At 42.1% G+C, this 26,552-nt stretch carries 25 protein-coding genes and 3 pseudogenes; 12 read left to right on the forward strand and 16 right to left on the reverse strand.

Going from position 1 to position 26,552, the window contains the following annotated elements; translation table 11 throughout:
- Positions 1-36: 36 nt before the first annotated feature.
- The 6 genes from QR40_RS18815 to dsdA form a co-directional block, all read right to left on the reverse strand.
- Positions 37-378: an arsenate reductase family protein gene (locus QR40_RS18815; RefSeq protein ID WP_044296442.1), complete on the reverse strand. Its 342-nt coding sequence runs from the start codon at positions 376-378 to the stop codon at positions 37-39.
- Between the two features lie 190 nt (positions 379-568).
- Complete coding sequence (locus QR40_RS18820) at positions 569-1,396, reverse strand: ABC transporter permease (RefSeq protein ID WP_081998978.1); 828 nt, start codon at positions 1,394-1,396, stop codon at positions 569-571.
- Positions 1,290-2,216 (reverse strand): ABC transporter ATP-binding protein, encoded by a 927-nt coding sequence (locus QR40_RS18825; protein WP_044296378.1) that lies wholly within the window; start codon positions 2,214-2,216, stop codon positions 1,290-1,292. The genes QR40_RS18820 and QR40_RS18825 overlap by 107 nt, the downstream gene beginning before the upstream one ends.
- 171 nt (positions 2,217-2,387) lie before the next feature.
- Positions 2,388-3,362: a sensor histidine kinase gene (locus tag QR40_RS18830; RefSeq protein WP_052430941.1), complete on the reverse strand. Its 975-nt coding sequence runs from the start codon at positions 3,360-3,362 to the stop codon at positions 2,388-2,390.
- A 2-nt stretch (positions 3,363-3,364) separates the two neighbouring features.
- Entirely contained in the window at positions 3,365-4,072 is a 708-nt protein-coding gene (locus tag QR40_RS18835; RefSeq protein ID WP_027291903.1) for a response regulator transcription factor, read from the reverse strand.
- A gap of 32 nt (positions 4,073-4,104) precedes the next feature.
- A complete protein-coding gene (gene dsdA, locus QR40_RS18840; RefSeq protein ID WP_044296380.1) occupies positions 4,105-5,457 on the reverse strand; it encodes a D-serine ammonia-lyase in 1,353 nt (450 codons plus the stop codon).
- A 385-nt stretch (positions 5,458-5,842) separates the two neighbouring features.
- Here dsdA and QR40_RS18845 point away from each other — a divergent pair, with 385 nt between their 5' ends.
- Both QR40_RS18845 and QR40_RS18850 read left to right on the forward strand, forming a co-directional pair.
- Positions 5,843-6,784, forward strand: a complete 942-nt coding sequence (locus QR40_RS18845; RefSeq protein WP_027291905.1) for a class II fructose-bisphosphate aldolase — start codon at positions 5,843-5,845, stop codon at positions 6,782-6,784.
- Between the two features lie 92 nt (positions 6,785-6,876).
- A complete protein-coding gene (locus tag QR40_RS18850; protein WP_044296381.1) occupies positions 6,877-8,004 on the forward strand; it encodes a carbohydrate kinase family protein in 1,128 nt (375 codons plus the stop codon).
- 114 nt (positions 8,005-8,118) lie between these two features.
- Here QR40_RS18850 and QR40_RS30045 read toward each other — a convergent pair whose 3' ends face one another.
- The gene (locus QR40_RS30045) at positions 8,119-9,051 is read right to left on the reverse strand and encodes an AraC family transcriptional regulator (protein ID WP_052430942.1); all 933 of its coding nucleotides are present in this window, start codon (positions 9,049-9,051) and stop codon (positions 8,119-8,121) included.
- Between the two features lie 322 nt (positions 9,052-9,373).
- On the opposite strand from QR40_RS30045, the gene QR40_RS18860 reads away from it, so the two are divergent.
- Complete coding sequence (locus tag QR40_RS18860) at positions 9,374-10,408, forward strand: TIM barrel protein (protein WP_027291908.1); 1,035 nt, start codon at positions 9,374-9,376, stop codon at positions 10,406-10,408.
- Positions 10,409-10,509: 101 nt separating this feature from the next.
- Here the strand turns inward: QR40_RS18860 and pfkB are convergent, their stop codons facing one another.
- From pfkB to QR40_RS18875, 4 genes and pseudogenes are all read right to left on the reverse strand, one after another.
- Positions 10,510-11,421 (reverse strand): 1-phosphofructokinase, encoded by a 912-nt coding sequence (gene pfkB / locus QR40_RS18865; protein WP_044296382.1) that lies wholly within the window; start codon positions 11,419-11,421, stop codon positions 10,510-10,512.
- A gap of 246 nt (positions 11,422-11,667) precedes the next feature.
- Entirely contained in the window at positions 11,668-11,769 is a 102-nt protein-coding gene (locus QR40_RS33810) for a sigma factor (protein ID WP_276327272.1), read from the reverse strand.
- A gap of 19 nt (positions 11,770-11,788) precedes the next feature.
- Positions 11,789-12,682, reverse strand: a pseudogene (locus QR40_RS18870) (HAD-IC family P-type ATPase); the annotation flags it as partial.
- Between the two features lie 65 nt (positions 12,683-12,747).
- A pseudogene (locus QR40_RS18875) lies at positions 12,748-12,957 on the reverse strand (IS200/IS605 family transposase); the annotation flags it as partial.
- A gap of 53 nt (positions 12,958-13,010) precedes the next feature.
- Between QR40_RS18875 and QR40_RS18880 the strand changes: the two are divergent.
- The 3 genes from QR40_RS18880 to QR40_RS31015 are packed head-to-tail and all read left to right on the forward strand — an operon-like array spanning position 13,011 to position 14,181.
- A complete protein-coding gene (locus QR40_RS18880; protein ID WP_044296383.1) occupies positions 13,011-13,292 on the forward strand; it encodes a hypothetical protein in 282 nt (93 codons plus the stop codon).
- Between the two features lie 16 nt (positions 13,293-13,308).
- Positions 13,309-13,593: a site-specific integrase gene (locus QR40_RS33815; protein ID WP_416389858.1), complete on the forward strand. Its 285-nt coding sequence runs from the start codon at positions 13,309-13,311 to the stop codon at positions 13,591-13,593.
- A gap of 54 nt (positions 13,594-13,647) precedes the next feature.
- The gene (locus QR40_RS31015) at positions 13,648-14,181 is read left to right on the forward strand and encodes a tyrosine-type recombinase/integrase (RefSeq protein WP_276325449.1); all 534 of its coding nucleotides are present in this window, start codon (positions 13,648-13,650) and stop codon (positions 14,179-14,181) included.
- Positions 14,182-14,305: 124 nt separating this feature from the next.
- Here the strand turns inward: QR40_RS31015 and tnpA are convergent.
- Positions 14,306-14,641: pseudogene (gene tnpA, locus QR40_RS18890) on the reverse strand (IS200/IS605 family transposase); the annotation flags it as partial.
- Between the two features lie 246 nt (positions 14,642-14,887).
- Positions 14,888-16,681: an L-fucose isomerase gene (locus tag QR40_RS18895; protein WP_027295156.1), complete on the reverse strand. Its 1,794-nt coding sequence runs from the start codon at positions 16,679-16,681 to the stop codon at positions 14,888-14,890.
- Positions 16,682-16,943: 262 nt separating this feature from the next.
- Between QR40_RS18895 and QR40_RS18900 the strand changes: the two genes are divergently transcribed.
- The 6 genes from QR40_RS18900 to QR40_RS33280 all read left to right on the forward strand — a co-directional run bounded on the left by QR40_RS18900 (position 16,944) and on the right by QR40_RS33280 (position 22,045).
- Positions 16,944-17,882, forward strand: a complete 939-nt coding sequence (locus tag QR40_RS18900) for a helix-turn-helix transcriptional regulator (protein ID WP_027295157.1) — start codon at positions 16,944-16,946, stop codon at positions 17,880-17,882.
- Positions 17,879-18,367 (forward strand): ribonuclease FAU-1 family protein, encoded by a 489-nt coding sequence (locus QR40_RS18905; protein WP_044296384.1) that lies wholly within the window; start codon positions 17,879-17,881, stop codon positions 18,365-18,367. The genes QR40_RS18900 and QR40_RS18905 overlap by 4 nt, the downstream gene beginning before the upstream one ends.
- 105 nt (positions 18,368-18,472) lie before the next feature.
- Positions 18,473-18,604: a hypothetical protein gene (locus QR40_RS32650; RefSeq protein ID WP_276325446.1), complete on the forward strand. Its 132-nt coding sequence runs from the start codon at positions 18,473-18,475 to the stop codon at positions 18,602-18,604.
- 735 nt (positions 18,605-19,339) lie between these two features.
- Positions 19,340-19,534 (forward strand): DUF6783 domain-containing protein, encoded by a 195-nt coding sequence (locus tag QR40_RS33820; protein WP_416389855.1) that lies wholly within the window; start codon positions 19,340-19,342, stop codon positions 19,532-19,534.
- Positions 19,535-19,590: 56 nt separating this feature from the next.
- Positions 19,591-21,630 (forward strand): HelD family protein, encoded by a 2,040-nt coding sequence (locus tag QR40_RS18910; protein WP_052430945.1) that lies wholly within the window; start codon positions 19,591-19,593, stop codon positions 21,628-21,630.
- A 229-nt stretch (positions 21,631-21,859) separates the two neighbouring features.
- The gene (locus tag QR40_RS33280; RefSeq protein WP_081998983.1) at positions 21,860-22,045 is read left to right on the forward strand and encodes a DUF6783 domain-containing protein; all 186 of its coding nucleotides are present in this window, start codon (positions 21,860-21,862) and stop codon (positions 22,043-22,045) included.
- On the opposite strand, the gene QR40_RS18915 is transcribed toward QR40_RS33280, so the two are convergent.
- Genes QR40_RS18915 through QR40_RS18925 form a run of 3 tightly spaced genes read right to left on the reverse strand, consistent with a single transcriptional unit; the run spans position 22,001 to position 26,444 of the window.
- Positions 22,001-24,337 carry a transglutaminase-like domain-containing protein gene (locus QR40_RS18915; protein ID WP_044296385.1) on the reverse strand — a complete coding sequence of 779 codons (2,337 nt, stop codon included), beginning with the start codon at positions 24,335-24,337 and terminating at the stop codon, positions 22,001-22,003. The two genes, QR40_RS33280 and QR40_RS18915, sit on opposite strands and share 45 nt — an antisense overlap.
- Positions 24,338-24,383: 46 nt before the next feature.
- Complete coding sequence (locus QR40_RS18920; RefSeq protein ID WP_044296386.1) at positions 24,384-25,487, reverse strand: DUF58 domain-containing protein; 1,104 nt, start codon at positions 25,485-25,487, stop codon at positions 24,384-24,386.
- Positions 25,488-25,496: 9 nt separating this feature from the next.
- Positions 25,497-26,444, reverse strand: a complete 948-nt coding sequence (locus tag QR40_RS18925) for an AAA family ATPase (protein WP_027295161.1) — start codon at positions 26,442-26,444, stop codon at positions 25,497-25,499.
- Positions 26,445-26,552 lie beyond the last annotated feature (108 nt).

The raw sequence follows: 26,552 nt of genomic DNA on the forward strand, positions 1-26,552 counted from the left end.
GACTTACTCACTCTATTTTAATCCATTCCTCTTCCTCTACTTCCACATTTTCCAGACATCCGGCTGAAATCCCACTGTGGCAGATGCCCCATTTCTCACAATAGGTGTCTTTAGAATCTGCTGATTCTCCAGAACCTTCTCGGCTTTATCTTCCTCAGCAATATATCGAACCAGCGCTAAGATATCCTTGTCCCTGCTCTTTTCATCAAGCATATTGTCAAGCCCGCCCACTGCCTGCCTAACTTTATTGAATTCGCCTTTGCTCATCCCTTTTTCTTTCATATCAATAAACTGAAAAGAAATGCCCCGTTCTTTGAAATACCGCTGTGCCTTTTTCGTATCGAAACATTTCGTTGTTCCAAATATCTGTATATTCATTTTAATTATTCCTTTCAACAATTTCCTGAACTCTGCCAACCATTCCACCTTCCAGCATCACTTCTGAGATTTTACCATCTAATTCTTCCCATGGTACAACAGTTCAACAAGGCATAGCGTTACTCCTTTTGAACAGCATTTAACATTGTTCAAATTATTATATCTGGCATCGTCCGCTATGTCAATAGAATCACAGATCCTGCTTTGAAAATGAACGCACTGCCATCACAACACCCGTGGCCATGCAAATTAAAACGGAACAGACTGCAGCATAAAAATACGGCGTTGATGGATCCAGCATGGCTCCCACTGATGCTGCTGACCAGGGAATAATGCTGGCCAAAACAAGCATTTGCGGTGAAGTCTGCCAGGCAGCCAGGCCAATGACCGCAAACAGAAGAGTCAAAAGTAACGAGGGATAAAATAATTTTTTCTGCTTAACTGCTGCATAGAGAACCGGTGACAGACTACAAAACTGAAACAGGCAGCTCTTGGTAACAAAAAGCAAAGGTGCCCACATATCTGCCATACGGAACCGGGACGGAAATAAAAGCCTGTATCCCAACAGTGCAATTCCATCAATTCCTATGATTAAAACCAAATTCCACAAAACCCAGATCAAAAACTTTTCCAGTATAAATGCTGTTTTGATTACCGGAGCCGTAAGCACATTAATAATTGTGTTATCCTGGTACTCCTTTTGAACCAGAAAAGTAAGAAACAACCCATTCATAACTGAGAATGTGATACCGGAAAACATATTCATCGTACGTATCCACTCATCATAATTCAGTGCTGAAACTATGAACAATTCCTTTATAATCAGTAATCCTGGCACTGCCCAGACTATAACCGTCAATATCCAGACCATCTTACTTTTTCTTAGTTTCAAGATTTCTGCTTCAATCAGATTAAGCAATTCCCTCACCTCCCGTAATCTTCTTAAAATAATCCTCCAAACTATCCTTATAAATCTGCAGGGAAGATACGCTGATTCCGGCATTGTAAAAAGCTTCATTGATTTCGGACGGATTCTGCTGGACATCATATATACGAATAAAATTATCTGATTCTACTGTATATTTTTTTATTTGAAGTTTCTTTTCCAGTTCCAATACTGCTTTGGGGACGGATGAAACCTGAACTAAAATATACTTTTCATTTTTCTTTCTCAGCTTTAACATATCGCTTTCTTCCAGAAGATTTCCCTCATGCAGAATCCCAATATCATCTGCAAGCTGCGCTACCTCTGACAGAATATGACTGGAAATTATGATTGTTTTCCCCTGCTCCACGCTTAACCTCTTCATAAATTCCCGCATTTCTGCAATGCCAATGGGATCCAGACCGTTTGTTGGCTCATCTAAAATCAGCAATTCTGGATCATTTAAAATGGCATTGGCTATCCCAAGCCGTTGTTTCATTCCCAGGGAATACGCGGAAAAAGTTTTCTTATCCTTCCAGGGCAGCCCCACTACATCCAGGGCATCATGCACTGCATTTTTCTTTACCGTCCCTCTTATCTTCGCAAATACTTCCAGATTCTGGGTTCCGGTAAGTCCCGGATAAAACCCGGGTATTTCGATTACTGAACCAATACGGGAATAGACCGATTTACCACTCTCTTTTAAATTATTTCCAAAAAGATAAATCTCTCCCGCTGTAACGGATACCAGGTTTAATGCCATCTTCATAATCGTAGTCTTCCCGGCACCGTTTCTGCCAAGCAGCCCATAAATCCTTCCCTTTTTCACATGAATATTTACATCTTTCACTACCGTACGGTTTCCGTAGGTTTTTTTAAGCATGTTTGTCTCCAATATAAATTGATTGCCCATGTATTATCTGCTCCTTTTATTAATATAGGAATATCTTAACATATGAACCTTACCAAAACCTTACCGGCAGCTTGCATTTATCATGTTTCCGAAGTGTTTTTGGCGGATAGTATTCGACTGGCTCCCATCGGATACTATCCGCCAAAAAGCACTCCGGGAAGGTAAGAAAATCTAGATCATTTTCATCCTTATGATAAATTCACATCCCGCCTTTTGGCTGTCCCTGCCGCCTTGTCCCGGAATACAGTGTTCCTGGCTGAAATGTCCCTGGCCGCTTCGAACTTCAATGGTTCCCTGATGCGCCTTTACAAGCTCCTTTACAATGGAAAGTCCCAGACCATTTCCTTTGGTCCCCCGTGCAGCGCTGCATTTATAAAGCCGCTCAAAAACATGGGGCAGATCATCTTTCGAAATTCCACTCCCGTTGTCTGCAGCGTGTATTTCCAAAACATCTTTGCTGCATACAGTACTTAAGAAAAAGACGTCGCCGCCACTGTGTGCCAATACATTCTGTATCAGATTATTCATGATTCTCTGAAACGCACTGCGGTCTATTTTACATATTAATTTTTTATGATCCGGTATATTTATTTCAAAATCAAACCCATTATTTTCCAGATGGGGTATCCAATCAGTCATGATGGTACGGAGTAACTCATATACATCCGTTTCCTGGAACAGATAGATGCGCTCTCCCGATTCCAGCTTAAGCCATTCAAAGAGCGTATCTACATAATCCTTCAGGTTATATGATTTCTTAAGAGCTGTGTCAATATACATCCCCCTGTTCTCTTCGTCTACAAGGTGGCTTGACAATGCTTCCAGGTATCCTGCCACCGACGCCAATGGGGTTCTGATGTCATGGGAAAGGCTGGTGATCAGGCTGCGGTATGTTAATTCCGATTGTTTCTGCCTGTTCATTTCCTCTTTCATATTAACCATAATTGCATTTATTTTATAGATCAGCTCTGCTGTTAAACTGTTCTCATGATCGATCATGCGCCTGTCCGGATTCCCGTCTGCGATTTCATCCAAAATCACGGATGCCTCCCTGAGTTTCTTTTTTACATAGTGCTTTTGTAAAAGAAGTATGATCACACTTGCCAGTAACGCTGTGCAGACTAAACTTAGAATCATCGTTACCATGACTATACCTCCCGGTTAAAGCGATATCCCACTCCCCGCACTGTTTGTATATAAACAAACTCCTGACCATCCGGTTCCAGTTTTTTTCGAAGTCTGCTGATATATGACATAATATTGCTGTCATCAAATCCATATTCATTTGCCCATACCTGTTCATAGAGCTGTTCCTTGGTGAAAATTCTCCCTTGATTGGAAGCCAGAAAATATAACAGATCGAATTCTTTTGCCGTAAGATAGACATCAGCTTCATTTAACAGCACTGCGTGGCTGCCAATATCAATTACCAAATCCTGAAAGCGAAGCACCTCCAATTGAGTATTCCCCTTCTCTTTTTCATTCAGCACCGTATAACGCCGGATTAACGAGTTCACCCGGGCAAGAAATTCCTTTATTCCAAACGGCTTGGTCAGATAATCATCGGCCCCCAGCTCCAGACCGGTAACTTTATCACTTTCATCGGCTTTTGCCGTCAGCATCAATACCGGTATGGAACACAGATCCCTTATTTTCGTCAGCACTGAAAAACCGCTGATATCCGGAAGCATAACATCCAGAACAATAAGCTTATAGTCACCAGCCTCACGCAAAAAACGAATTCCTTCCATGCCGGTTGCTGCCACATCAGCCCAATGTCCATTGTGCTCAATGCATTGTTTTAATAGAATTCCCAATTCTTTATCATCATCAATAATCAATACTTTTTCGGTCATACCGCTTTCCTTCCTATCATAAAATAAATGGGCTAAAGCGTATTTAATTCCTTCAAATACGTCCCCATATACTCCTTGCGTATCTCCTCCGGCACGAGGCTGCCACCGGTTGCCCATGCAATATGCACTGCCTGATCCATTTTCCCGTACAGATGATTCTCCATCAGATATTTCTTTGTCTCCGGATATTGATTCAAATGGATCGGTCCGGTAAATGCCGCGCAGGCACTTGGTTCTAAAAAGATACCCTCCATTTCTATTAAATCACGCATATAATCATACAGATGCCCATCCCTGACCGTAAAGATTCCACTTAACAGTGGTTTCATAATGCTGCCTGCAAATCCGGAAGGGCGCCCCACAGCCAGCCCGTCTGCATGGGTTTGCCCGGATAATCCGATATCCTGTACGGAAATGTTCTGATGCAGCCCGGTTGCCATTCCCACAAGCATACACGGTGCTTTAACCGGCTCCGCAAAGAAGCAGTGGACACAATTTTTGAATAGTTGTTTTAAGCCAAAACTGATGCCGCCCGGGGCTCCGCCAACTCCGCAGGGAATGTATACAAAAAGAGGATGCTGGGAATCAATGCTGATTCCCTGGTCCTTCAGCTGCCCAATAAGTCTCTTTGCTGCTACTGCATAGCCCAGGAATAGATTTCGGGAATTTTCATCATCTACAAAATAACTATTGGGGTCCATATCCGAACATCTTCTGCCGTTTAAAACTGCCTCACTATAATCCGATTCATATTCCACAACCTTGACTCCATGGCTTCTCAGCAAGTCCTTTTTCCACTGTTTTGCATCTGCCGACATATGTACAATGACCTTATATCCGATTGCGGCACTCATAATGCCAATGCTCATCCCCAGGTTGCCGGTGGAACCAACCTGTATGGTATGGTCATTGAAAAAGGACCGGCTTTTGTCCGCTGCCAGGATTTCATAAGAATCCTGAAAAGAAAGCAATCCATGTTCTAATGCCAGATCCTCTGTATGCTTCAGTACCTCATAAATGCCGCCCCTTGCCTTGATGGAACCCGCAATTGCAAGATGACTGTCCTGTTTTAATAACAGCCTGCCGGTCAGGGCGCTCTGATATTTCTCATTTATGTATTCCTGCATTTTAGGAATGGGCGACAGTACAGATTCAATAATTCCGCCCTGTTCTCTTGTCTCCGGAAAACAAGTTGCTATAAACGGAGCAAAACGGTTCAGACGCTCCTCTGCCTCGTCGATATCCTTCATGGAAAGTTCCAGATCTTTTGCGGCAAGTTCAAATGAAACCAGATCCGGATTCATCCAGACAGACTCTCTTTCTTCTATTATAGAAGATAAAACCGGAGTATTTCTAATCAGGTCTGCTGTTTCATATATTTTCATTATTTATTTACCTCTTTCTTCTTTTTCACTATTATCTTCATTATTATGCAGGAATGATGCCGTAGTTTCCCCTATGAATATTTGGAATTTATATCCTGAAAATATTATCTTTTAATTATAAAAATTATTTAGATTCTGATTCCGGCATCATGTTTTTAGAACTGTTTCCATTATACCCGATTATCAGCCATTCAGCCAGTAGCACTCCACATATAATTTTCCATTTTTTAACTAATATACCTTTCCTTATCCTCACATATTTCGTCAAAATACCCATTTATTTTCGTTTATAGCAAATTAGTCTACTAAAAATAGCTAATTTAACAACACAAAAGTACCGTTTCCGTTTAACATAAATTTATCAATACTTATGGAGGTAAATGAAATGCTGGTAAATATGAATGATGTACTGATACCCGCCAAAAAAGGAAAGTATGCCATCGGTCTATTTAATGCAGTAAACCTGGAACTTGCCAGAGGAATTATCGCTGCTGCAGAGAGTACCGGTTCTCCCGTGATTATGGGAACTGCAGAAGTACTTTTTCCTTACGGTCCGCTGGAAGAATTGTCCTATTATCTGCTGCCTATGGCAAAGAAAGCAAATGTTCCCATTGTCGTCCATCTGGACCACGGCCTGAAAAAAGAAACCTGCATAAAGGCACTGGAACTTGGCTTTAGTTCTATCATGTATGACTGCTCTACCGATTCTTACGACGAAAATGTGAGAAAAGTCAGAGAAATGGCTGAAATCGCACACTCCTATGGTGCGAGCATCGAAGGTGAATTAGGGCATGTGGGTGACAATGAAGGTTCTTTTGAAGGTGATTCACATACAAATGATCCTTCCAGATTTTATACAGATCCTGCCCAGGCGAAAGATTTTGTGGAAAAAACAGGTGTGGATGCACTTGCAATTGCGGTTGGTACTGCACACGGAGCTTACAAACTTCCGCCCAAACTGGATTTTGAGCGGATTCGAACAATTGCCAATACTATCTCCGTACCTCTGGTACTCCATGGCGGTTCCGGACTGACAGATCAGGATTTTAAAATGGCTATCCGGGAAGGTATCAGCAAGGTAAATATTTTTACGGATATCAATGTTGCAGCCGTAGAAGCAGCTTTCCGGGATTTCCAGTCTATGAACAAAGGCATCATCGATTTGATTCCGGCAGCGGTAGAAGCAACTAAACAGGAAGTAATGAAAAAAATTGAACTCTTTGGTTCCACCGGAAAAGGGCGGAATACGGATCTGGTAAAAGAGCTGGAGAGAAACCCCGCATTCATCGAGCGGATCGTAAAAGAAGTACTGCTGAAACTGCAGTAGACAATCAGGAGGTAAAGTTTGAAAAAAAACGCTTTCAAACTACTTATTATGGCAGTATCGCAGGCAGACCTGCGATATGCAGGAGGTAAACTATGAGTGAAGCAAAAGCAAGTGTCGTGGTGGCAGGACATATTTGTCTTGATATTACACCGGACTTTCCGAACATTAAAATTGATAAAGTAGATGATATGCTGGTTCCTGGACGATTGATTCAAATGGGATCCGTAGATGTACATATTGGGGGATGCGTATCCAACACCGGTCTTGCACTGAAAATACTGGGAGCTAATGTAAGTCTGATGGGTAAGATTGGAAATGATGATTTTGGCAGTATCGTCTCCGACCAGATCAAATCACACAACGCCATTAACAGTATGAGTATCTCCGGGGAAGAAGATACTTCTTATTCTGTGGTAATTGCTCCAAGAGGCATTGACCGCATTTTCCTGCACCACTCCGGTGCAAATAATTATTTTTACGAGCAGGACCTGGATTTTGACATTATCAAGGACGCACGTCTCTTCCATCTTGGTTATCCGCCGCTGATGAAAAGCCTGTATGCTGACGGCGGCAGTGAACTGCTTAAAATCCTGCAAAGGGTGAAATCCCTGGGTGTTGCCACTTCCCTTGACATGGCAGCCGTTGATGAAAATGACGAAGCCGGAAAGGTGGATTGGGAAGCAATTCTGGAAAAAGTCCTGCCTTACGTAGACTTTTTTGTTCCAAGTATCGAAGAACTGGCTTATATGATTGACCGCCCCAGATACCGGGAATGGATTGCCAGAGCCGACGGCCGGGACGTTACCAGTATCCTGTCCGTGGAAGAAGATATTGTACCTCTCGCCCAAAAGCTCCTTGCTATGGGCTGCAAAATAGTATTATTAAAATGCGGTGTTCCCGGGCTTTTCCTTGCCTCTTCTGATCAGGAAACCCTGGAGAAAATAGGGGAACGCCTGGAATTCAATGCCGGCGCCTGGACAGGCATCCGTCATTTCGAACCCAGCTTTAAACCGGATAAAGTGCTCTCCGGCACCGGAGCAGGCGATACCAGCATCGCAGCCTTTCTGTATGCAATCTTAAATAACTACTGCTGGGAAGACTGTATGAAATATGCCACTGCTACAGGAGCATCCTGTGTCACTGCATACGATTCCTTAAGCGGACTGAAAAGTTTTGATGAGCTTAAGAAAAAGATGGAACAGGGCTGGGAAAAAGTATAGATGCTTTGCTGAGTCGAGGACACCTAAAACATACCATGATACGTTTCAAAAAGCACAGCATATTACAACTACCGGTTGTGATTTGCTGTGCTTTTTCACTAAAAATACTGCTTCCTACATCCGCTTTTCTAATAACCGCAGACACTCTGCTTCTCCGAGGAACATCTGGGCAGTAGCTGCTTCTTTTTCTTCTGCTTCATTATAAATAATCCGTACTTTCCCTGTTTTTCGAAATTCCTTAGGCGTCATGCCCGTTTTTTTCACAAAAATCTGACTCAGATAGCGATAATCGGAAAATCCACAGGTAACGCAGATATCGGTCAGACTTAAATCCGTCTGGGCAATCAGGTATCTTGCCTTTTCAAAACGAAGGAGGGTTACATATTCCTGAAAGGACATATTGAAATTGTCCTTAAAAAAATGAGAAAGGTAGGACAGAGACAGACCTTCCTCTTCTACTAAATCCGAAAGCAGTATCTTAGAAGTATAATTCTCATCTATAAATTTTGTAATACGGGACAGCCTCTCCAAATGCGCATTCCTGGAACGTCTCTCCAGCTCTGTAATCCGGTGGTATGGGCAATAGTACAAAAGTCTGTAGAAAATATCGCAGAGTAATGACATACATTTAAACTCATAATTGGCATTTCTCAAAAAATACAGGTATGCACATTCTTCAATTTCCCTTTGTACCATGTACTTTATTTTCTGGGAAAAATATTTTCCGATATCCACAGAATCAAATTCCAGATTGTAAATATCCGGGTAAAACCGGGCACAAAATCCCGAGGAAATCTGCAGTGATAATATAACTGCGCTGCCTTTTGAGGTATGCAGCTCATGTGGACGCCTGGGATTAAAAAGAAATACGGAGCCATCCGAAAATAAATAGGTCTGCTTATTGCAAAAAACCTCCACCATTCCGGATAGAACCATACAAATCTCAAACTCTTTATGAAAATGGGGCTTCCTGTGGGAAAGCTCCACAATAAATATTTTAATATCATTCAGAAAATTATGTTCCACAAATTCGTATTCTTGATCCATATGCCGCCTCCACAGGAACTCGGTTCCGTTTAAATAATATCTGCTTCCATTCGTTAAACTGCTGCTTACGATGATATACAATCTTGGATTACTGATATTTCTGTCTCCAGGTTGTGGGTGATCTGTAATTAACAATGGAACAAACTCTGACTACAGTATACCTGAATAGCCGATGAAAGAAAAGCTAAAAAAGCAAATTAGTCATATAAAATCAACATATATATGAAAGTTAATTTTTTTGATTACAGTATAATCAAGTTATAAAGAATTATGGTAAAGCAAAGATTTGCCGAGCCATACAAACACATAAGGAGGATACAATATGTCAAGATTTAAATTTTCCGTAGGTCCATGGAACGTACATACCGGAGCAGATTCCTACGGTCCCGCTACCAGAAATGATATTCCTTTTGAAGAAAAGGTAAAGAAATTTTCAGAAATGGGATTTTCCGCAATTCAATTCCACGATGATGATGCAGTGCCAAACCTGAATGATTTAAACGAAGAAGAGATCCGGGCAGAAGCCAGAAAATTAAAAGAGCTGCTAGACAAATACCATATGGCTGCTGAATTTGTAGCGCCCAGACTCTGGATGGATCCCCATACCATTGACGGCGGATTCATGTCCACTTCCAAAGAGGACAGGGACTTCGCCATGTGGAGAGCAAAAAGGTCTATTGATATTGCCAATGAACTGGGCACCGATATGCTGGTTATCTGGCTGGCAAGAGAAGGTACATTATGCGCAGAGTCCAAAAGCCCTGTATGGGCAACCAGGCAGTTAATCGAAGCCATCAACGAAATGCTGCGCTATGATTCTAAGATCCGCGTAGTCATAGAACCCAAACCCAACGAGCCGATTGACCGGAGTATCTGCGGCACCATGGGCCATGTAATGGCAATCTCCGCAGCTACCATCGATCCTTCCAGAGTGGGAGGCAATCTGGAAAGTGCCCATGCAATATTAGCAGGCCTTGACCCTTCCCATGAAATCGGTTTTGCACTTGCAATGAATAAATTATGGACAGTACATTTAAATGACCAGAACGGCATTAAATTTGACCAGGATAAATCCTTTGGCGTGGAAAATCTCCGTCAGGCATTTAACCAGATCAAAGTACTGATGGAAAATAATTATGGTTCCAACGGGGAATATGTAGGACTTGATGTAAAGGCAATGAGAACAACTACCGACGAAGACAGCTATAAACACCTGGAGAACAGTCTGAAAATTGTAAAGGCACTGGAAGACAAAGCAGCACGCTTCGATTACGATTTCCAGAAAAAGTGTGTGGAAAACAGAGACTTTGAAGGTCTGGAAATGTATGTTATGAATCTGCTTATGGGGATTGAATAGCGATTATATAATTTTTATCCAATGGGGGGCTAACATGTCCCCCATTTCCTTATATCTAAAAATATCTTTCTTCTGTCTATATCACCGCGATGATTTTCAGATTAAATCTGGCTTACCGACACCTTTGGCAACAGATTTATTATTTCATCCCGCTCTGCCAGATCTTCAGCAAACGCTGTGGCACTTCCTGCCGATGCCGCAAATTTTAGCGCCAGTGGTACAGAACTTTCATATCCTTTTAAGAATCCTGCAACCATAGAGTCTCCGGCGCCTACCGAATTTTTCACAGTCCCAAAAGGTGCCTGTATCCGGTACACGCTGCCATCTTCATCACCGAATATAGCACCATCCCCTGCCCTGGAAACCAGTACGTTTCTGGCCCCCATTTTCTGTATCTCTTTGATGCAGCAGATGATTTCCTGTTCATTTGTGCAGGAAACCCCGAACACACCGCCTAACTCATGATGGTTTGGCTTGATCAGAAATGGATGGTAGGGAAGCGTTTTAACCAGCAGTTCTCTCTCTGCATCTACCACGACTTTTACATTCCGGTCTGCCAATTGTTCCATAATTTTCTGATAAGCATCGGACGAAAGGCAGGCTGGAATGCTTCCGGCAAGAACAAGGGTATCGTCCCCGGTCAACACTGAAATTTTATCCAGCAGCTGCCTGAATTCATCCTCCGTAATATCTGGTCCATTGCCGTTAAGATCTGTTTCTGTTTCGCCTTTTACCTTTACATTAATTCTGGAATTCCCCCGGGATAAAGCCACGAAATTTGTATGTATTCCCTGCAATTCCAACTGTCTGACGATTTCATTTCCCGTAAAACCCGCCTGGAATCCCATTGCCACACTTTCTGCCCCCAGATGCCTTAGAACAATAGAGACATTGATACCCTTTCCCCCGCAAAAAAGGTGCTCCGAGCTGCTCCTATTTATTTCTCCTGAACTCATATGGGGAATATGCATAATATAATCCAATGCGGGATTAAATGTCACTGTGTAAATCATACCATCTCTCCTTCTACAGGGCCCCTGATGACATCCACCTGGGATTTCAGCCATTCCGTCGTATTTACATCCAGGCCATCGTGGATGATCATGTTCGTTTAACTCATCCCTTTGAGCCTGCTTTGGTATTATTATACTGGAAAATACATTTACTTTCAACTTCCAATTCCACGTATAGGAATCAATACATAATGACAATTTTCTTTGTAGATACCTTGTCTTCCCTTGCTGTTCCAGTCTTTTCATCTATAACTCACCTTCAAATCGGTGAATATTCTGCATCGCCTTAAAAAAAGCTTCCTGGGTAATTTCTTCCGCTAATGCCTTATCATGGCACAGACTCAGCAAATATTGATTTGTTCCCGCTCCGTGTTGTTTCCTTGTTATTTCCGATTATTTCTGTGTTGTTTTGGGGTTGTTTATTCCAATACGTTTGTTCAACTCCCACCGCCTTTGCAATGGCTTTGGCAGTCCGTTCACTATCCCCCGTCATCATTACAATTCTCTTAAATCCGGAGCTTCTCAAAGCGCCTACAACAGCTTTTGCTTCTTCCCGAAGAGGATCTTCAATACATATAATTGCCGCCAGCTCTCCGGCAATCGCAAGATATAAGTGGGAATATTGATCCGGCCTTGCTTCAAACTTTTCCATTTCCTCCGGCAAGATGCTGCTTTTTTCATCTTCAAAAACAAAATGGCTGCTTCCGATCAGAACTTTTTCTCCATTAATATAAGAAGCGATTCCATGTGCCACAATATATTCTACTTTTGTATGCATCTCCTCATGGGTCAGATTTCTTTTCTTCGCCTCCTGTATCACAGCATTTGCCATGGAATGGGGAAAGTGCTCTTCCAGACATGCCGCAATTCTCAACATCTCATTCTGGTCTCGCCCACCAAACGTAATGATATCCGCCACCACAGGTTTCGCTTTGGTTAAAGTTCCTGTTTTATCAAACACAATGGTATTTGCCTCAGCCGCAGCTTCCAGATATTTCCCACCTTTCACCGTGATGTGGTGATTCCCTGCTTCCCTCATGGCAGACAGTACTGATATGGGCATAGCCAGCTTTAAAGCACAGGAGAAATCCACCATCAGGATGGACAGTGCCTTTGACACATTCCGGGTGATCAGATAAGTGATCAACGTTCCTCCCAGACTGTATGGAACCAGTACGTTTGCAAGATTAGATGCTTTTCCCTCCACAGAAGATTTCAGCTTCTCTGATTCTTCAATCATAGTAACTCGTTTCCGGTACTGGAGTTTAAAGACTCATCGAAAGGTTCGCCAGCCGCAACGTCAGTTACCTGCTAAGCCCCTTGGGCTTATTTCTTTTTGCTTTTGTTTACTGGCTCACCCGTAAACGGGTCAATATACTTCTTCAAAGACATTTGATCATATTCCAAATCTTCCTTCAGTTGATTCCGAATATACTCTTCTATCTTTTTTGCATTTTTTCCTACTGTATCCACATAGGCCGACAAAAAAGTCAGACCGACAAACAACCAAAATTTCCTCGTTTTATAAGTATATTTGTGTTGATTTATCGGTCTAAAACCATTGTAATAATCTCAGGAGGATTATTACAATGAAAAAATATAATATTTTTGATGAACTGGCATTTGATACAAAACAGAAACTGCTTTCTTTTTGTGATTTTGCACCCAAGACATTATCCCGTTATGACAGTATTGTTGAACTGTTCAAAAAAGCGATGGAGGACTCAGGAATGGTCTTTTCACTTTCACGCGTCCAAAAATGTCTTGACTGTTTCATCGCATTTAACAATTACAGTGATTACACTTACAAAAACTACAGGAGGATCATTCTTCTTCTCAACGATAATTATATCGGAGAATTAAATTGCTAGAAGATTTTCCCATCTAATTAATGATTATATCGAAAGGCTCCGGCTTGATCTTAAAAGCGAAAAGACTGTCACAACCTACATTGAGGGCCTGGAAAGTTTCAGATCCTATCTGTATCGGCAGATGAAGCTGAATATCGAAAAAATTCAGTACAGTGATATCGACGATGACACGATCAGACACTTCCTTAAGTATCTGACTGAATCCGGACATTCTCTTTCTACAAGAAACATCAAACTTATTTCCATCAAAGGCTATATCAGATACTATGCGGAAAAAGATATCACTTTACTACCTTTATAGCTAAGGGTTTCAAAAATCAAAACAAAGAAGGTTTCTCCAAAGAAGCATAACTGGATATCGGTCGAACAGATACAAGTCCTGCTGGAGCAGCCTTCTAAAAGCAGAACCGTTATCATGGATCGATTTATACTGTTGATACTTTTTTCTACCGGAATGAGATTAAATGAGCTGCTGGAATGCCGGATTGGTGCAGTCCATCTATTCGGCAAAGATTCTTACATATATATCAAAGGAAAAGGCGATAAAGAGCGGGTGATTCCGATCACCAAAGAGACGATTGATAATATAAAAGTCTACCTGGGACTTTTTCATAAAACTTTCAATAACGAGGATTTTCTTATATATACAATACATGATGGGCTCAGGCATAAAATGTCAGCGGATAATGTACAGAGAATTGTCAAAAAGTATGCAGATATGGCAAAAAGTACAGATGACGATTTTCCTGAACTTCATCCACATATGCTCAGGCATTCCTATGGAGCGGTTCTATACAGAAACAATATGTCAAAAGCAGAGATTGCAAGCTGTTGGGTCATGAACAGGAATCCACCACTGAAATCTACGTTGAAACCGATGTTGATATGATCAGAGATTCCTTAAAACAGATATGCAAAGATGACCAGGAAGATTTATTTAAGTCATTAAGTACAGATGAAAGGAAAAAACTCAAAGGGGAATCCTATAAAGTTTTAGACCGATATCGCTCTAAATCTACATAGTATCCTCTGCACCAAAAGTGTCTATTTCCATACTTATATTTGAGATTAGCATGTCTCTCATATATCATTAAGGTACTTTTTCCCTTTAAATACCCTACAAAATCTGACACACTTATCTTTGRCGGTATTTCTACTAACATATGAACATGATCTGGACAGATTTCTGCCTCCACAATATGCACTTCTTTGCGCTTGCATAACATACTTAAGATATTTGCAATATCCTGTTTCAACTCGCCATATATAATTTTTCTTCTATATTTCGGTGCAAAAACTATATGGTACTTACAATTCCACGTTGTGTGTGCTAAACTATTATTGTCCATTTGGACTACCTCCTTTGATTTATAAAACGGTTGGCGAACCTATTTTTATTATATCATTGGAGGTTTTTTACACAACGCTAAAGCTATTCCAACCACCCGCAGAGCAGGTGGTTTATTTGTTCTCCAAAGTTCCGTTTTTCGGATCAACGAAAAACTCCTCAATGGAGAACAGGGCCATGCCCTAACAAAAAAAGGATCATTGCACTTCATAACATGCAATGATCCCTATCGTTCTTCTATTTAATTTTATTTATATAATGGTCCGTAAGCTGCGCAAGCTCTGTAATCCTGACCTTCTTTATCCTGTCCGAATGCGTTCCAGGAAGCTGGTCTGAAGATTTCTTCTTCCGGTACGTTATGCATAGCAACCGGAATTCTTAACATGGAGCACATTGTGATTAAGTCTGCTCCGATATGTCCGTAGCTGATTGCGCCATGGTTAGCACCCCAGTTATTCATTACATCGTATGCTGTCTTAAATGCGCCTTCTCCTGTTGTTCTTGGTGCAAACCAGGTACATGGCCATGTGTAGTCTGTTCTCTTCCATAATTTATCAGATACTTCGTCCGGAAGTTTCACTGTGTGACCTTCAGCGATCTGAAGAACCGGTCCTAAGCCTTTTACAAGGTTCAAACGGATCATGGTTACCGGCATTTCAGCTTCTGTTAAGAAACGGGATGAGAATCCGCCTCCTCTGAAATATCCGTTATCAGCAGGATTCCAGGTCGTTGCATTCATGATTGCATCCTGATCTGCTTCTGTAACTTCATACCAGGGTTTCATAACGCCATTGCCATTTTCATCTTTGGCCTGTCCGTTTGCATCGAGGCAAGCTGCTCCGGAGTTGATTAAGTGAATGAATCCGCCGGCTTCTTTTGCAACACCTTCAATATCATATCCGGTAGCTTTCTTAACAGCTTCAGGGCTCCAGTATGTACGAACATCTGCAAAGATCTGTGCTCTGTTGGTCAATAATTTCATGAACATCATGCCGAGACCGTTTAATACGTCATTTTCTGTTGCCAGGATGTATGGCTCTCTTGCTCCATTCCAGTCAAAAGAAGTATTTAACATTGCTTCCGGGAAATCACAGTTTGGATAGAAATCAGTCCACTGTCTCTGACCCTGGAATCCGGCTGCGATAGCATTGTGTCCAATTGCTTCTTCTGAGAATTTAGGATCCAGATTTTTATTTCCATTCATTAAGTCTTTGATGATACACATCATCTTAACTACGAATTCAAAATCTTTTTCTTTCTGCTCGTCAGATACCTGTAATTCAGGTGGGTTCTTATCGAATCCGATCTTGCATTTTTCTTTAGACCATGCAAGTGCTTTCTTATACTCTGCTTCATCATAGATACCTTCTGTCATACGACGGATGATTTCTACTTCATCAACAGATTCCACTCTCATGCCTAAGTATTCTTCAATAAATGCCGGGTCAATGATAGATCCGCCGATACCCATGCAGATAGAACCAATCTGTAAATAAGATTTACCTCTCATAGAAGCTGCTGCAACAGCTGCGCGTCCAAATCTTAATAATTTATCTTTTACATCGCAGGGAATCTCTGTATCATCTGCATCACAAACATCATGTCCGTAAATTCCAAAAGCAGGAAGTCCTTTTTGTGCATGTGTAGCCAGAACAGATGCAAGGTATACAGCACCCGGTCTTTCTGTACCATTGAATCCCCAAACACCTTTAATCGTGTTCTTTTCCATATCCATTGTCTCAGCGCCATAGCACCAGCAAGGAGTAACTGTCAATGTGATGTCAACGCCTTCTTTTCTGAACTTTTCAGCACAGGCTGCTGTTTCACCAACACGTCCGATTGTGGTATCTGCAATAACAACTTTTACTGGTTCACCATTTGAATATTTTAAATTCTCTTCGAATAATTTAGCTGCTGATTTTGCCATGTTCATAGTCTGCTCTTCCAAAGAACCTCTTACGTCCAAAGCGCCTCTACGTCCGTCAATTGTTGGTCTGATTCCGATTACTGGGTATCCACCGATCAATCTGCTTTCTGCCATTTGAAATTACCTCCATTTTAATAAAATTGTTTGGTTTGTTTATACACTTTACACAATGCAGTTTTATGGCAACCGCATTTTATGTACTAAGTATACAACATAATTTTTGATTTTGCACGTAAAATTATGTTAGGATATGGACAATTTTTGTGATTTTTGTTATACTATATCATCATCACATAATTGGGCGCAAGACGAGTGAAATCATTTCAGACAGGCCCTATAATAGAATTCGAAAGAACACGAGGTCAAAACACATAATATGAAAGCATTCCATGAAGTTCGTTCCTATGATTCCGATTTTATGGTATGGCATTCATCCTATGAGAACATCAGCTTCCTGGCACACTGGCATCAGGAGATCGAATTTATCTATGTCCGCCAGGGCAGTGCCCATTTCAGTATCAATGATGATATTTTTACTGCCCACGCCGGTGATCTGGTCATTGTGGACACGGGTGATTTCCATTACAGCGACTCATCAAATATGGAAAATATACTGGAATTCATTATTTTTGATCCTGGAATTATCAGCTCCCTCTATCACCACTCCCAGTTTTCTCATCCCTGTGTAACCAGAGAAATGCTGGAATCCTATGGTATGAATGAAATGCTGATATCACTGCTGGACAGGGTAGGTGCAGAGCTTAAGAACAAGGAAGCTTATTATAAAGAGATTATTACCGCAGCATTAAGAGAGTTCTGGTATCTGCTAAAACGCAGGATCCCGAAAAATGACAGCGGTCTGCAGAGCACCAGTAAACGCATAAATATGCTTTACGACATGCAGCAGCTCTTATCTTATATGGAAGAACACTATGCCGACAATATTACTCTGTCATTTGCAGCAAAGCAGATGAATTTCAGTGAAAGCCATTTTTCCAAGGTATTTAAAAAACTGATAGGTATTAATTTCGTTACCTACCTGAACATGGTACGCGTGGAACATGCGGCCAGTGAACTGAAAAATACCAGCAATAAAGTCACAGACATTGCAATTGACTGCGGTTTTAATAACATTCGTACATTTAACAGGGTATTTAAAGAAATTACAGGCTGTACCCCGAGTGAATTTTTAAAACTGACAGATCCCGATTCCTATAATCTTACCTATTATAAGCGTAAATCCTCGGAGCAGGAATTTGTTGAAAATGATTCCCTGACCGTTGTAAAAAATATACCATCGGAGGTACTGCCATGACAAACCCCATTCTATACCGTAAACGCCTGATTCCAGAGGAATGCATATTATTAAAAGACGATATACTGCTCTACAGGGATGATCATATTATTCTTACAAAATGGAATACCCTCCATCCTAAGAAAACCCTGCATCACGGCCTTTCCTGTTATCTTCTGGATAAAGGAATTAAGGTAAGCAAATTCTATGACCACGAAAGCCGGCTGATCAGCTGGTACTGCGACATAATCACCTATGACTATGAGGAATCCACGGATACATACATCTTCACGGATCTTCTAGCTGACGTCATCGTCTATCCGGATGGAAAGCTGAAGGTGATCGATCTGGATGAACTTGCCGATGCAGCGGAGCAGGCGTTAATTACTCCGGAAATGATGCTCAAAGCACTAAGGCAGCTGGATACACTGCTTCATGTGATCTACCGGGATGACTTTTATAAATACCAGAAATATATAGAGGATGCTGAAAATCAGGATATGTAGAAAAAGCGGGAAAACATGAGAGGTCATACTCCATGATTTCCCGCTTTTTGTATAGGAAGTGTTTTGGTTTAAATTTGGGTTTAGCTGAGTAAGGACGCTTTGTAGATGGAGGTAGTGTACGGAAAGATGGGCGTGGGAAACTGGCATGGGCTCCGTCAGCTGGCCGCAGAACTGGTATTTTCTAACCTTTCCGAAGTGCTTTTTGGCGGCACGCGGGCATTCACCGAGAAATCCTGATGCATTTCTCGGCTCAGTGCCCGCTTAGTATCCGATGGGAGCCAGTCGAATACTATCCGCCAAAAAACACTTCGAAAAGGTAAGTAAATGTACTCAGCTCTGCTCTACGCTTCCTCCGCCCATACCAGTTTCCCACGCCCATCTTTCCGAGATAGCATTCGTTGATACAAAGCTGGTTTTCTCAGCCTGGTGGAGACCCCTGGGTAGTGACGGTCTGTTTGTTTTTGGATGCAGCAGAGTGTGTTACGGCAGTTCAGTGTGAAAGGGGGATGATAAGACGAAATTTTACCTGCTTTCCTGATCACAGACTTAACTGGATGTAGGTACTATAACCACAAATATACTGTAGTAGAATTTAGAGACAGTTCACAGTGATAACATCCAGCTGGTTTATTGGTTTTTATGTGATCTAAGCCAATAACGTCCGGCATGCCACACGCCCGGGGTCCCACCCTGCTGAGAAAACCAGCTTTGTATCAATAAACTGCATCCCGGAAAGAGAAGGGGGCGGACCATGGCAGGTGTTTGGAAGGCGTATAGCAGATCTGAGCATTTACTTACCTTGCCGGAGTGTTTTTTGGCGGATAGTATTCGACTGGCTCCCATCGGATACTAAGCGGGCAGTGAGCTGCGAAATGCATCAGGATTTCGGAGCGAATGCCCGCGTGCCGCCAAAAAGCGCTCTGGGAAGGTTAGAAAATGCCAGTTCTGCGGTAAGCCTTCCAAACGCCTGCCATGGTCCGTCCCCTTCTCTTTCCGTACACTATCTCCATCTACAAAGCGTCCCCTTCCTCAGCTAAACCCCAATATATTAAACCCGCAGGGAGTCTCAACTTTATCCGGGTCAAATTTCCCACAAAGTGTGACGCACAGCTGCCAGAAAGCTATTTTAAAACAAGCTCTAGTATTTTTTTATTATTTTTGGTATGATAATACCCTGCCGCAAAAAACAAGTAATTAATTATATAACTAGAGGAGGTTAGACGATGGATCAGGAACAGCAGCATTTACAGGAATGTACCCAGATTATCAAAGACAATATTGCATTATATGAAGAGCAGGTGCAAAACAGCCGCCGGGAAACAGATGAGTTGTACATTGCCATTCAGCAGGGAGATACTGAGCTTTATGATCAGTTGATTGTAAGTCAGGACATTACCACTCATGCAGCAAATTCACTGCGTAAGAACCGCGCGGCTCTGGAAAAGCCTTATTTTGGACGAGTGGATTATGAAGAAATTGAGTTTGCCAAACCGGAAAGCATCTACATAGGCAAAAATGGTATCAGCCGAAACAAAACAGAGATTATCATCGTGGATTGGCGTGCTCCTATTTCCAGCGTCTACTATGAAAATACACTGGGCAGAGGAAAATATCATGTACCGGAAGTCGGTGACATCGAAATCGACCTTAAGTTAAAGAGAACCTTTGATATCGTACAAGGTAAGCTGACAGGATTCTACGATAGTGATGTAGCATCCAATGATGAGCTTTTAGTCAAATACCTTGCCAAAAATAAAGATGTTGTACTGGGTGATATTATCGCTACCATCCAAAAAGAACAAAATGAAATAATACGGGATACTCCTTTTACGGATATTATTGTCCAGGGAGTAGCCGGAAGTGGAAAAACGACGGTTGCCATGCACCGGATTTCCTATATTTTATACAATTATGCACACCGTTTTTCCCCTGAGGAATTCTGTATTATAGGAAGCAATGATATGCTCCTGAGCTATATTACAAGTGGTCTTCCGGAACTGGATGTATCCGGTATCGGTCAGAAGCGAATGGATCTTTTCCTGATTCACCTGCTGGATAAAGACTGGAAGAAAAAATTTAAATATATTACCATGAAACCTCAGTCCGCTTTCAAGAGTAAATTAGATTTTATCTACCGTTTGGGTGACTATCTCAAAAAAATAGAGTATCAGTCCATTCCATGCAAAAGTATTAAAGATCCAGCCCTGGGGGTAATACTCTCCGCTGACGGTATCCGTTCGGCTCTAAAGCTCAGCCGGGGATTGTCCCTGAAACAAAAACTGGCCCAGCTAAATGACAGGCTGAAGAACAGAATCCGGCTGTTAACAGATGGACCCAAAAAAGTTTATCGTTCAAAAAAACTATCGCAGTACCGCAATTATTTCAAATGGGAAGCCGAAGCAAAAACTCCTCTTGCCATTTATATTAACTTTTTGATTTCTTATGAATCGGATAAAAACACCCTGGATGTGGATTCCACGCTGGCGGATATTCAAAATGAATCTTTTGATATCTATGATCTTGCTGCGATGGTATTTATTCGAAAACGGATGACAGAGGCAAAGGCTTCTGATGAATACGGACAGATTATTATTGATGAAGCCCAGGATTTTGGCCCAATGATTTATTATGTATTAAGAAATGCACTTCCCGACTGCTACTTCACCATTATGGGGGATGTTTCCCAGAATATAAATTATACAACCGGAATGAACAGCTGGGATGAGCTTTGCAATGAAGTATTTGACCCGGAAAAAGAACATTTCCGGATTCTTGCCAAGAGTTACCGTAATACCATTGAAATCTCAGAATATGCCGGTAAAGTATTGGATAAAGCATCTTCGGGAGCTTACAAAATACAGCCGGTTATCCGGCATGGATCACCCGTCGAGCTGTACCGCTGTCCACCATCGGAAATGGCCGGGCAGGCAGTAACCATAATAAAGGGAATTCAGGAACGGGGATTTGACACCACTGCGGTTATCTGCCGCACCCCGGAAGAAGCACAGAATGTTGAACATCTTCTGGCTGAACAGATTGCAGTTGAAAAAGGTACCGAGATGAACTTTCAAAAAGGTGTCATGGTTCTTCCGATTGCACTTACCAAAGGTCTGGAATTTGATACTGTTTTACTCTGGAACCCGGATACCGAAAATTATCAGGAAAATGAAGGTGATGCAAAGCTTCTTTATGTGGCAATTACACGTGCCCTCCATGAATTGCATATCCTCTGCCATGGAGAATTATCGGATTTGTTTAAATAGATTTAGTTCTTCCAATAACGTCCAGCATACCATCCCCCCCAGGGTCACACCATGCTGAGAAAACCAGCTTTATATCAATAAACTACATCCCGGAAAGAAAAGGGGGCGAACCATGGCAGGCATTTGGAAGGTGTATAGCAGATCTGTGCATTTACTTACCTTGCCCGCGTGCAGCCAAATAGCACTCCGGGAAAGTTAGAAAATACCAGTTCTGCGGTAAGCCTTTCAAATGCCTGCCATCTGTACGCCCCCACTTTGCGGCATATTTGCCCCGAATTCAGGTTACGTAGCCCGCTACGCGCCATTCATCCGGGACAAATCTCCCACAAACTGTGACGCACAGCTGCCAGAAAGCAATTTAAAAAACGCTCTAGAATACCTTTATATATTTAAATTCCAGTTTTTCCGCTCCTGAAAGTCTTAGATAAACAATTTTACAAACTTTCTCATACACTTCCCTTACGAACCTGGTATCTTCAGAACTAATTACACCGTCACCATAATTAGCCTGCATTACAAGATCCATAGCCCTTGCAAATTCATTGGGGTCAATTCCATCAAATCTCTGTATTACTTCCTTTACAAATTCCGGCTCTGTTCCGTCGTATTTTTTTGGAAGTCCTCCAAGCACCATGACATCATACATCGATGCAAAAATACCTCTTACATCTTCTGCTGCCCTTCTTTTTAATATCAGGCTTCTGCGAATCATAATCACAGCTAAGATCATGGCTGCAGCCGCAGCTGCTAAAATAGCCATCAAGGAAACTCTGCCGGTCATACTATCCGTGAAAAATCCATTGGTATTCGCTGACTCTGTCTGAACTTCAGTTTTCAGTTCCTGCCTGCCTTCAGTCTGTACTGTTTTCTTCTTTTCACTTTGTGCTTCCGACTGAGGCGCCTCTGTCTGCTCCTCAGTATTACGGTTTACGGCTCCAGCATATCCCGGTGTTGCTTCTACCGGCATCCAGCCTTCCCCGTCCACGTATATCTCCGCCCATGCATGCGCTTTTTCGTCTTTGATATGAGCTTCGTATTCACCGTCTGAATTAATAGTAAACTCAGATGCAGGTGCGATGTATCCTGCTGCATACCTGGCAGGAATTCCATACATCCGGAACATCAGCACTGCTGTTGTTGCAAAATGTACACAATATCCTTCTTTTCGTTCAAATAAAAAATACTCAGCGAAGTCTTTATTAGCCGGACATTCACCAGGCTGAAGATTATATTTCGCATTTTCGGTCAGCGTTGTAACGATAAAATCCCGTATTTCATTCACATCCGTCATGGGATGGGATTCACATAATGCAGCAAGGTTTGTCAGCCGCTCCGCCGGATACGAGAGATATTTCCCATATGCATAATCCCTGTATTCACCTGACAATGGGCTAAAATCTGATAAGCTCACATAGCCATTGGCACTGATAAGCTGTTCATAACTCCCTCTTTCATAAAAAGAAAATGCTGCTTCATTCTTTGTCGCTGACTCCTGCCGGGATATATATGGTGCATATTCTTCCTCCGAAGATGCTCCCCGTTTTTCGACCAAGATCATCTGTTTTACATTTTCATCGGCTTCTTCCTCCAGCATCGATGCCATTTGAAACGGCTGTTCATAATACTCACGCCTTACATCTTCCGGGGTGCCCATTCCTGCGTCAGTAAAAAAAGAAAGATCGTCATCCTCAGACCAGCGGCTTCCCGTATACTCGTCACCCGTATATCCCTTCAAATAAATCGTCTCGCCCGGAGCCCGATATAAGGTTAACTTCAAAGCTTCTTCTCCGGTAAAATAGACGTTCCCGCCTAATTGTCCGCTGTCAATCTGACCTGCGCCCGACATGCTGATCCGAAGCTTTGGGAACATATTCCGGACGGTCTCCACCAGTGAATTATTCTGGACAAATACTCTTGCTTCTTTCACCTGTGTATTTAGCTTCTCCATTTGCGGGTTGAGAATCAGATAAGAAATTCCAAAAAGTGATACCGCAGCGACACCCATAAATAAGGCACTGTATCCAATCACGCCATTTCGGTAATACTTTGGCACGATGACCTTGGCTTTTCGAAGAGAAAATTCTCCTCTCCCCATGGTAAAAGCTCCTACATAACAAAACAGAAGCAGGCACATGGACCAAAAGGAGGGAACCAGCCCCACCATCATAGCGCCCGCCGTAGGTAGAATTGTCCCCATAAGAACCAGCATTCGGCTTTTCACAGCCACCAGCCCTAAAAAAAGCGTCACACCAAATAAAATCATGACCAGCATCAGGATCTGCGTTGTATCATTTCCAAGCAGGGGATTTGTACTGTACGGATCCAGTTCCATTACAAAATATCTGTTTGCCGCCTCCCGGATAGCATTCATAACGATCAGCGACTGATTCTTCAGTTCCTCAGCATGCCAGTATGCCCAGGCACAGGTGCAAATCAGAGATATTGGAATTAACATCCTCATGTATTTTCCTGTAAAGTAAAATACCCACAGCAGCAATCCTATTACAAGAATTACCCAAAACATTGTATTTTCTCCAAACTCTACCCGAAATGAAGTTATAAAAGAATAAAATGTACCATACAAGCCAGCCTGAAAGAATAAAAATAGCACAATAAAACTAAGCCCATGTACCTTCGTCCTGGGTGCAATCACTGTTACCTTTTCTGCTTTTAAATCAATTCCCGTTTTTTTCTCTGATCTATTCATAATTTATCATTCTTCAATCCGTTTGTCTGCTACCAACGAATTGCCTCTATACCTGAAGGAAATAACCCTCCAGCTGCGACTTTATATCCTCTTTTAAAAATTGCGCACGAGCCTCTCCATTCATAATTAACTGCAGGTTCCCATCCAGCATCATAACCGTACTAAAATTTCCTCCCGGATATTCCGCTCTATATCCAGCATCCATATCATAGGATTCAAAATAGAATACTGCAGTCAGTAGTTCTTCCATCATCTCATAAAAGGATTCCTCATTCTCAACCTGCTTTCTGACAAGCTCATTATGAACTTTATCATACCAGGCCACATAATGAGGACATTCTTCCCGGGCCAGGGCATTTGACAGGGAGACAGCAGTTTCTAAAAATGCATTCATCTGATCCAGCATCTGCCCCTTACTGCTCTCCCAATAGAAATTCAACAGAAACAGGATTTTGCAGCCCTTTGGCATACTGAATTCCTTTGTCATCAATTCATCCGTTCTGGCACTTAATTTCCAGTGCACCCTCTGTAGGGTGTCCCCGTTTCGGAATTCTCTCACCTGATAAATCTCTGAAGGATCATCTCCGCTTCTGTGTGTCTCATACTCCTCGCCTTCAACCGGAAAACGTCTGGTTCGTTCACTGACCTCTGCTTCTATATGGTGCACCGCCGGTAGTATATTCACCTGAATCTTCTCCTGCATTTTTCTCTTTCTGGAAAACAGCATCAGATAATCATAAACTTTGATCCGCTCAAGCATTATCTGAACCTGACCACAATAGCGGGAACTGATACTGCACTGGATCCTTACCTCACTTGAACCCTGTACCGCACCCTTCACCCTTTCTTTTTCCCCGTGTCCGGAAAATCCGTTGCTTAAAACCAGCCTCATAACTATATGATTTACCGGCAGCCAGCAGTTATTTTTAACATAAATCTCCACCGGAATCATTTCTTCCTTGGATGCCACCGGTCCCTTTACCTCCAGGCGTATGCTGATTCCATATGCAAGCATCCATGACATCAGAAACATAGCCGTGGCAAACAGTACCTCAAAAAGCATCAGAATCAGAAGAAATTTTCCGTCATACATAATGCCGAAGAAAACCGTAGCTGCCAGAACCAGAAGATAAATAATTTTATTTTTCATGCATTAACCCTACTTCCTTTTCGGCGTCGGCTTTGGTACCTTTTCCAGAATTTCATCCATTACACCTTCGGTGGTTACATGATTAACCCTTGCCCTGGCATTTAATTTGATTCGGTGCATGCTTACATCCTTCAGTACGGCACAGACATCATTTGGAGTCACATAATTTCTCCCCTCCAGATAAGCCGCTGCCCTAGCCATACGCGTTACCGCTATTGTCCCTCTCGGGCTGACCCCAAGCTCCAGAAATGGATGCTCCCTTGTAGCTGCAATCAATTTCGCTATATAAGTATAAATGACATCATGGATAAAGACCTGTTCTGTCTCCTTTTGCATCTGTACCAGCTCCTGAGCCTGAATAACCGGAACAATATTTTCAATGGGGTTTCCTGAACCTCTGTCCTTCAGAATCGCAATCTCATTTTCCACATCAGGATACCCCATTGTCATACATATCATGAACCTGTCCAGCTGTGATTCCGGAAGCATCTGCGTTCCCGCCGAACCAATGGGATTCTGTGTAGCTATGACAATAAAAGGCTTTGGTACCTCTCTGGTCACACCCTCTACTGTAACATTTCCTTCTTCCATAACCTCAAGAAGCGCAGACTGGGTCTTAGGCGATGTACGATTGATTTCATCTGCCAGAAATAAATTGCACATTATGGCACCCGGCTGAAAGGAAAACTTATTTAATTCCTTCTGATATATGGAGAATCCGGTAATATCTGCCGGCAATACATCCGGTGTAAACTGAACTCTGTGCCAAAGCAGATCCATCGATCTGGAAAATGCTAAAGCCATAGTTGTCTTCCCCACTCCCGGAATATCCTCCAGCAGCACATGCCCGCCTGCCAGCATTGCCATCATCACCTTCTCCACACAGGCATCCTTACCTACCACTGCTTTTTTTACTTCTTCTATAATCTGTCTTACTTTTTGTACATAAATAGACATACTTTCCTCCTATGCCGCATTTCCATATTCTTAACTCTGATTTTAAATATCTTACAAAGAAATACAATGATTTCTCAAACAGACCCTGGATTCACTTAAATCCCGAAA

It is taken from the genome of Robinsoniella peoriensis (assembly GCF_000797495.1).
Taxonomy (GTDB): Bacteria; Bacillota; Clostridia; order Lachnospirales; family Lachnospiraceae; genus Robinsoniella; species Robinsoniella peoriensis.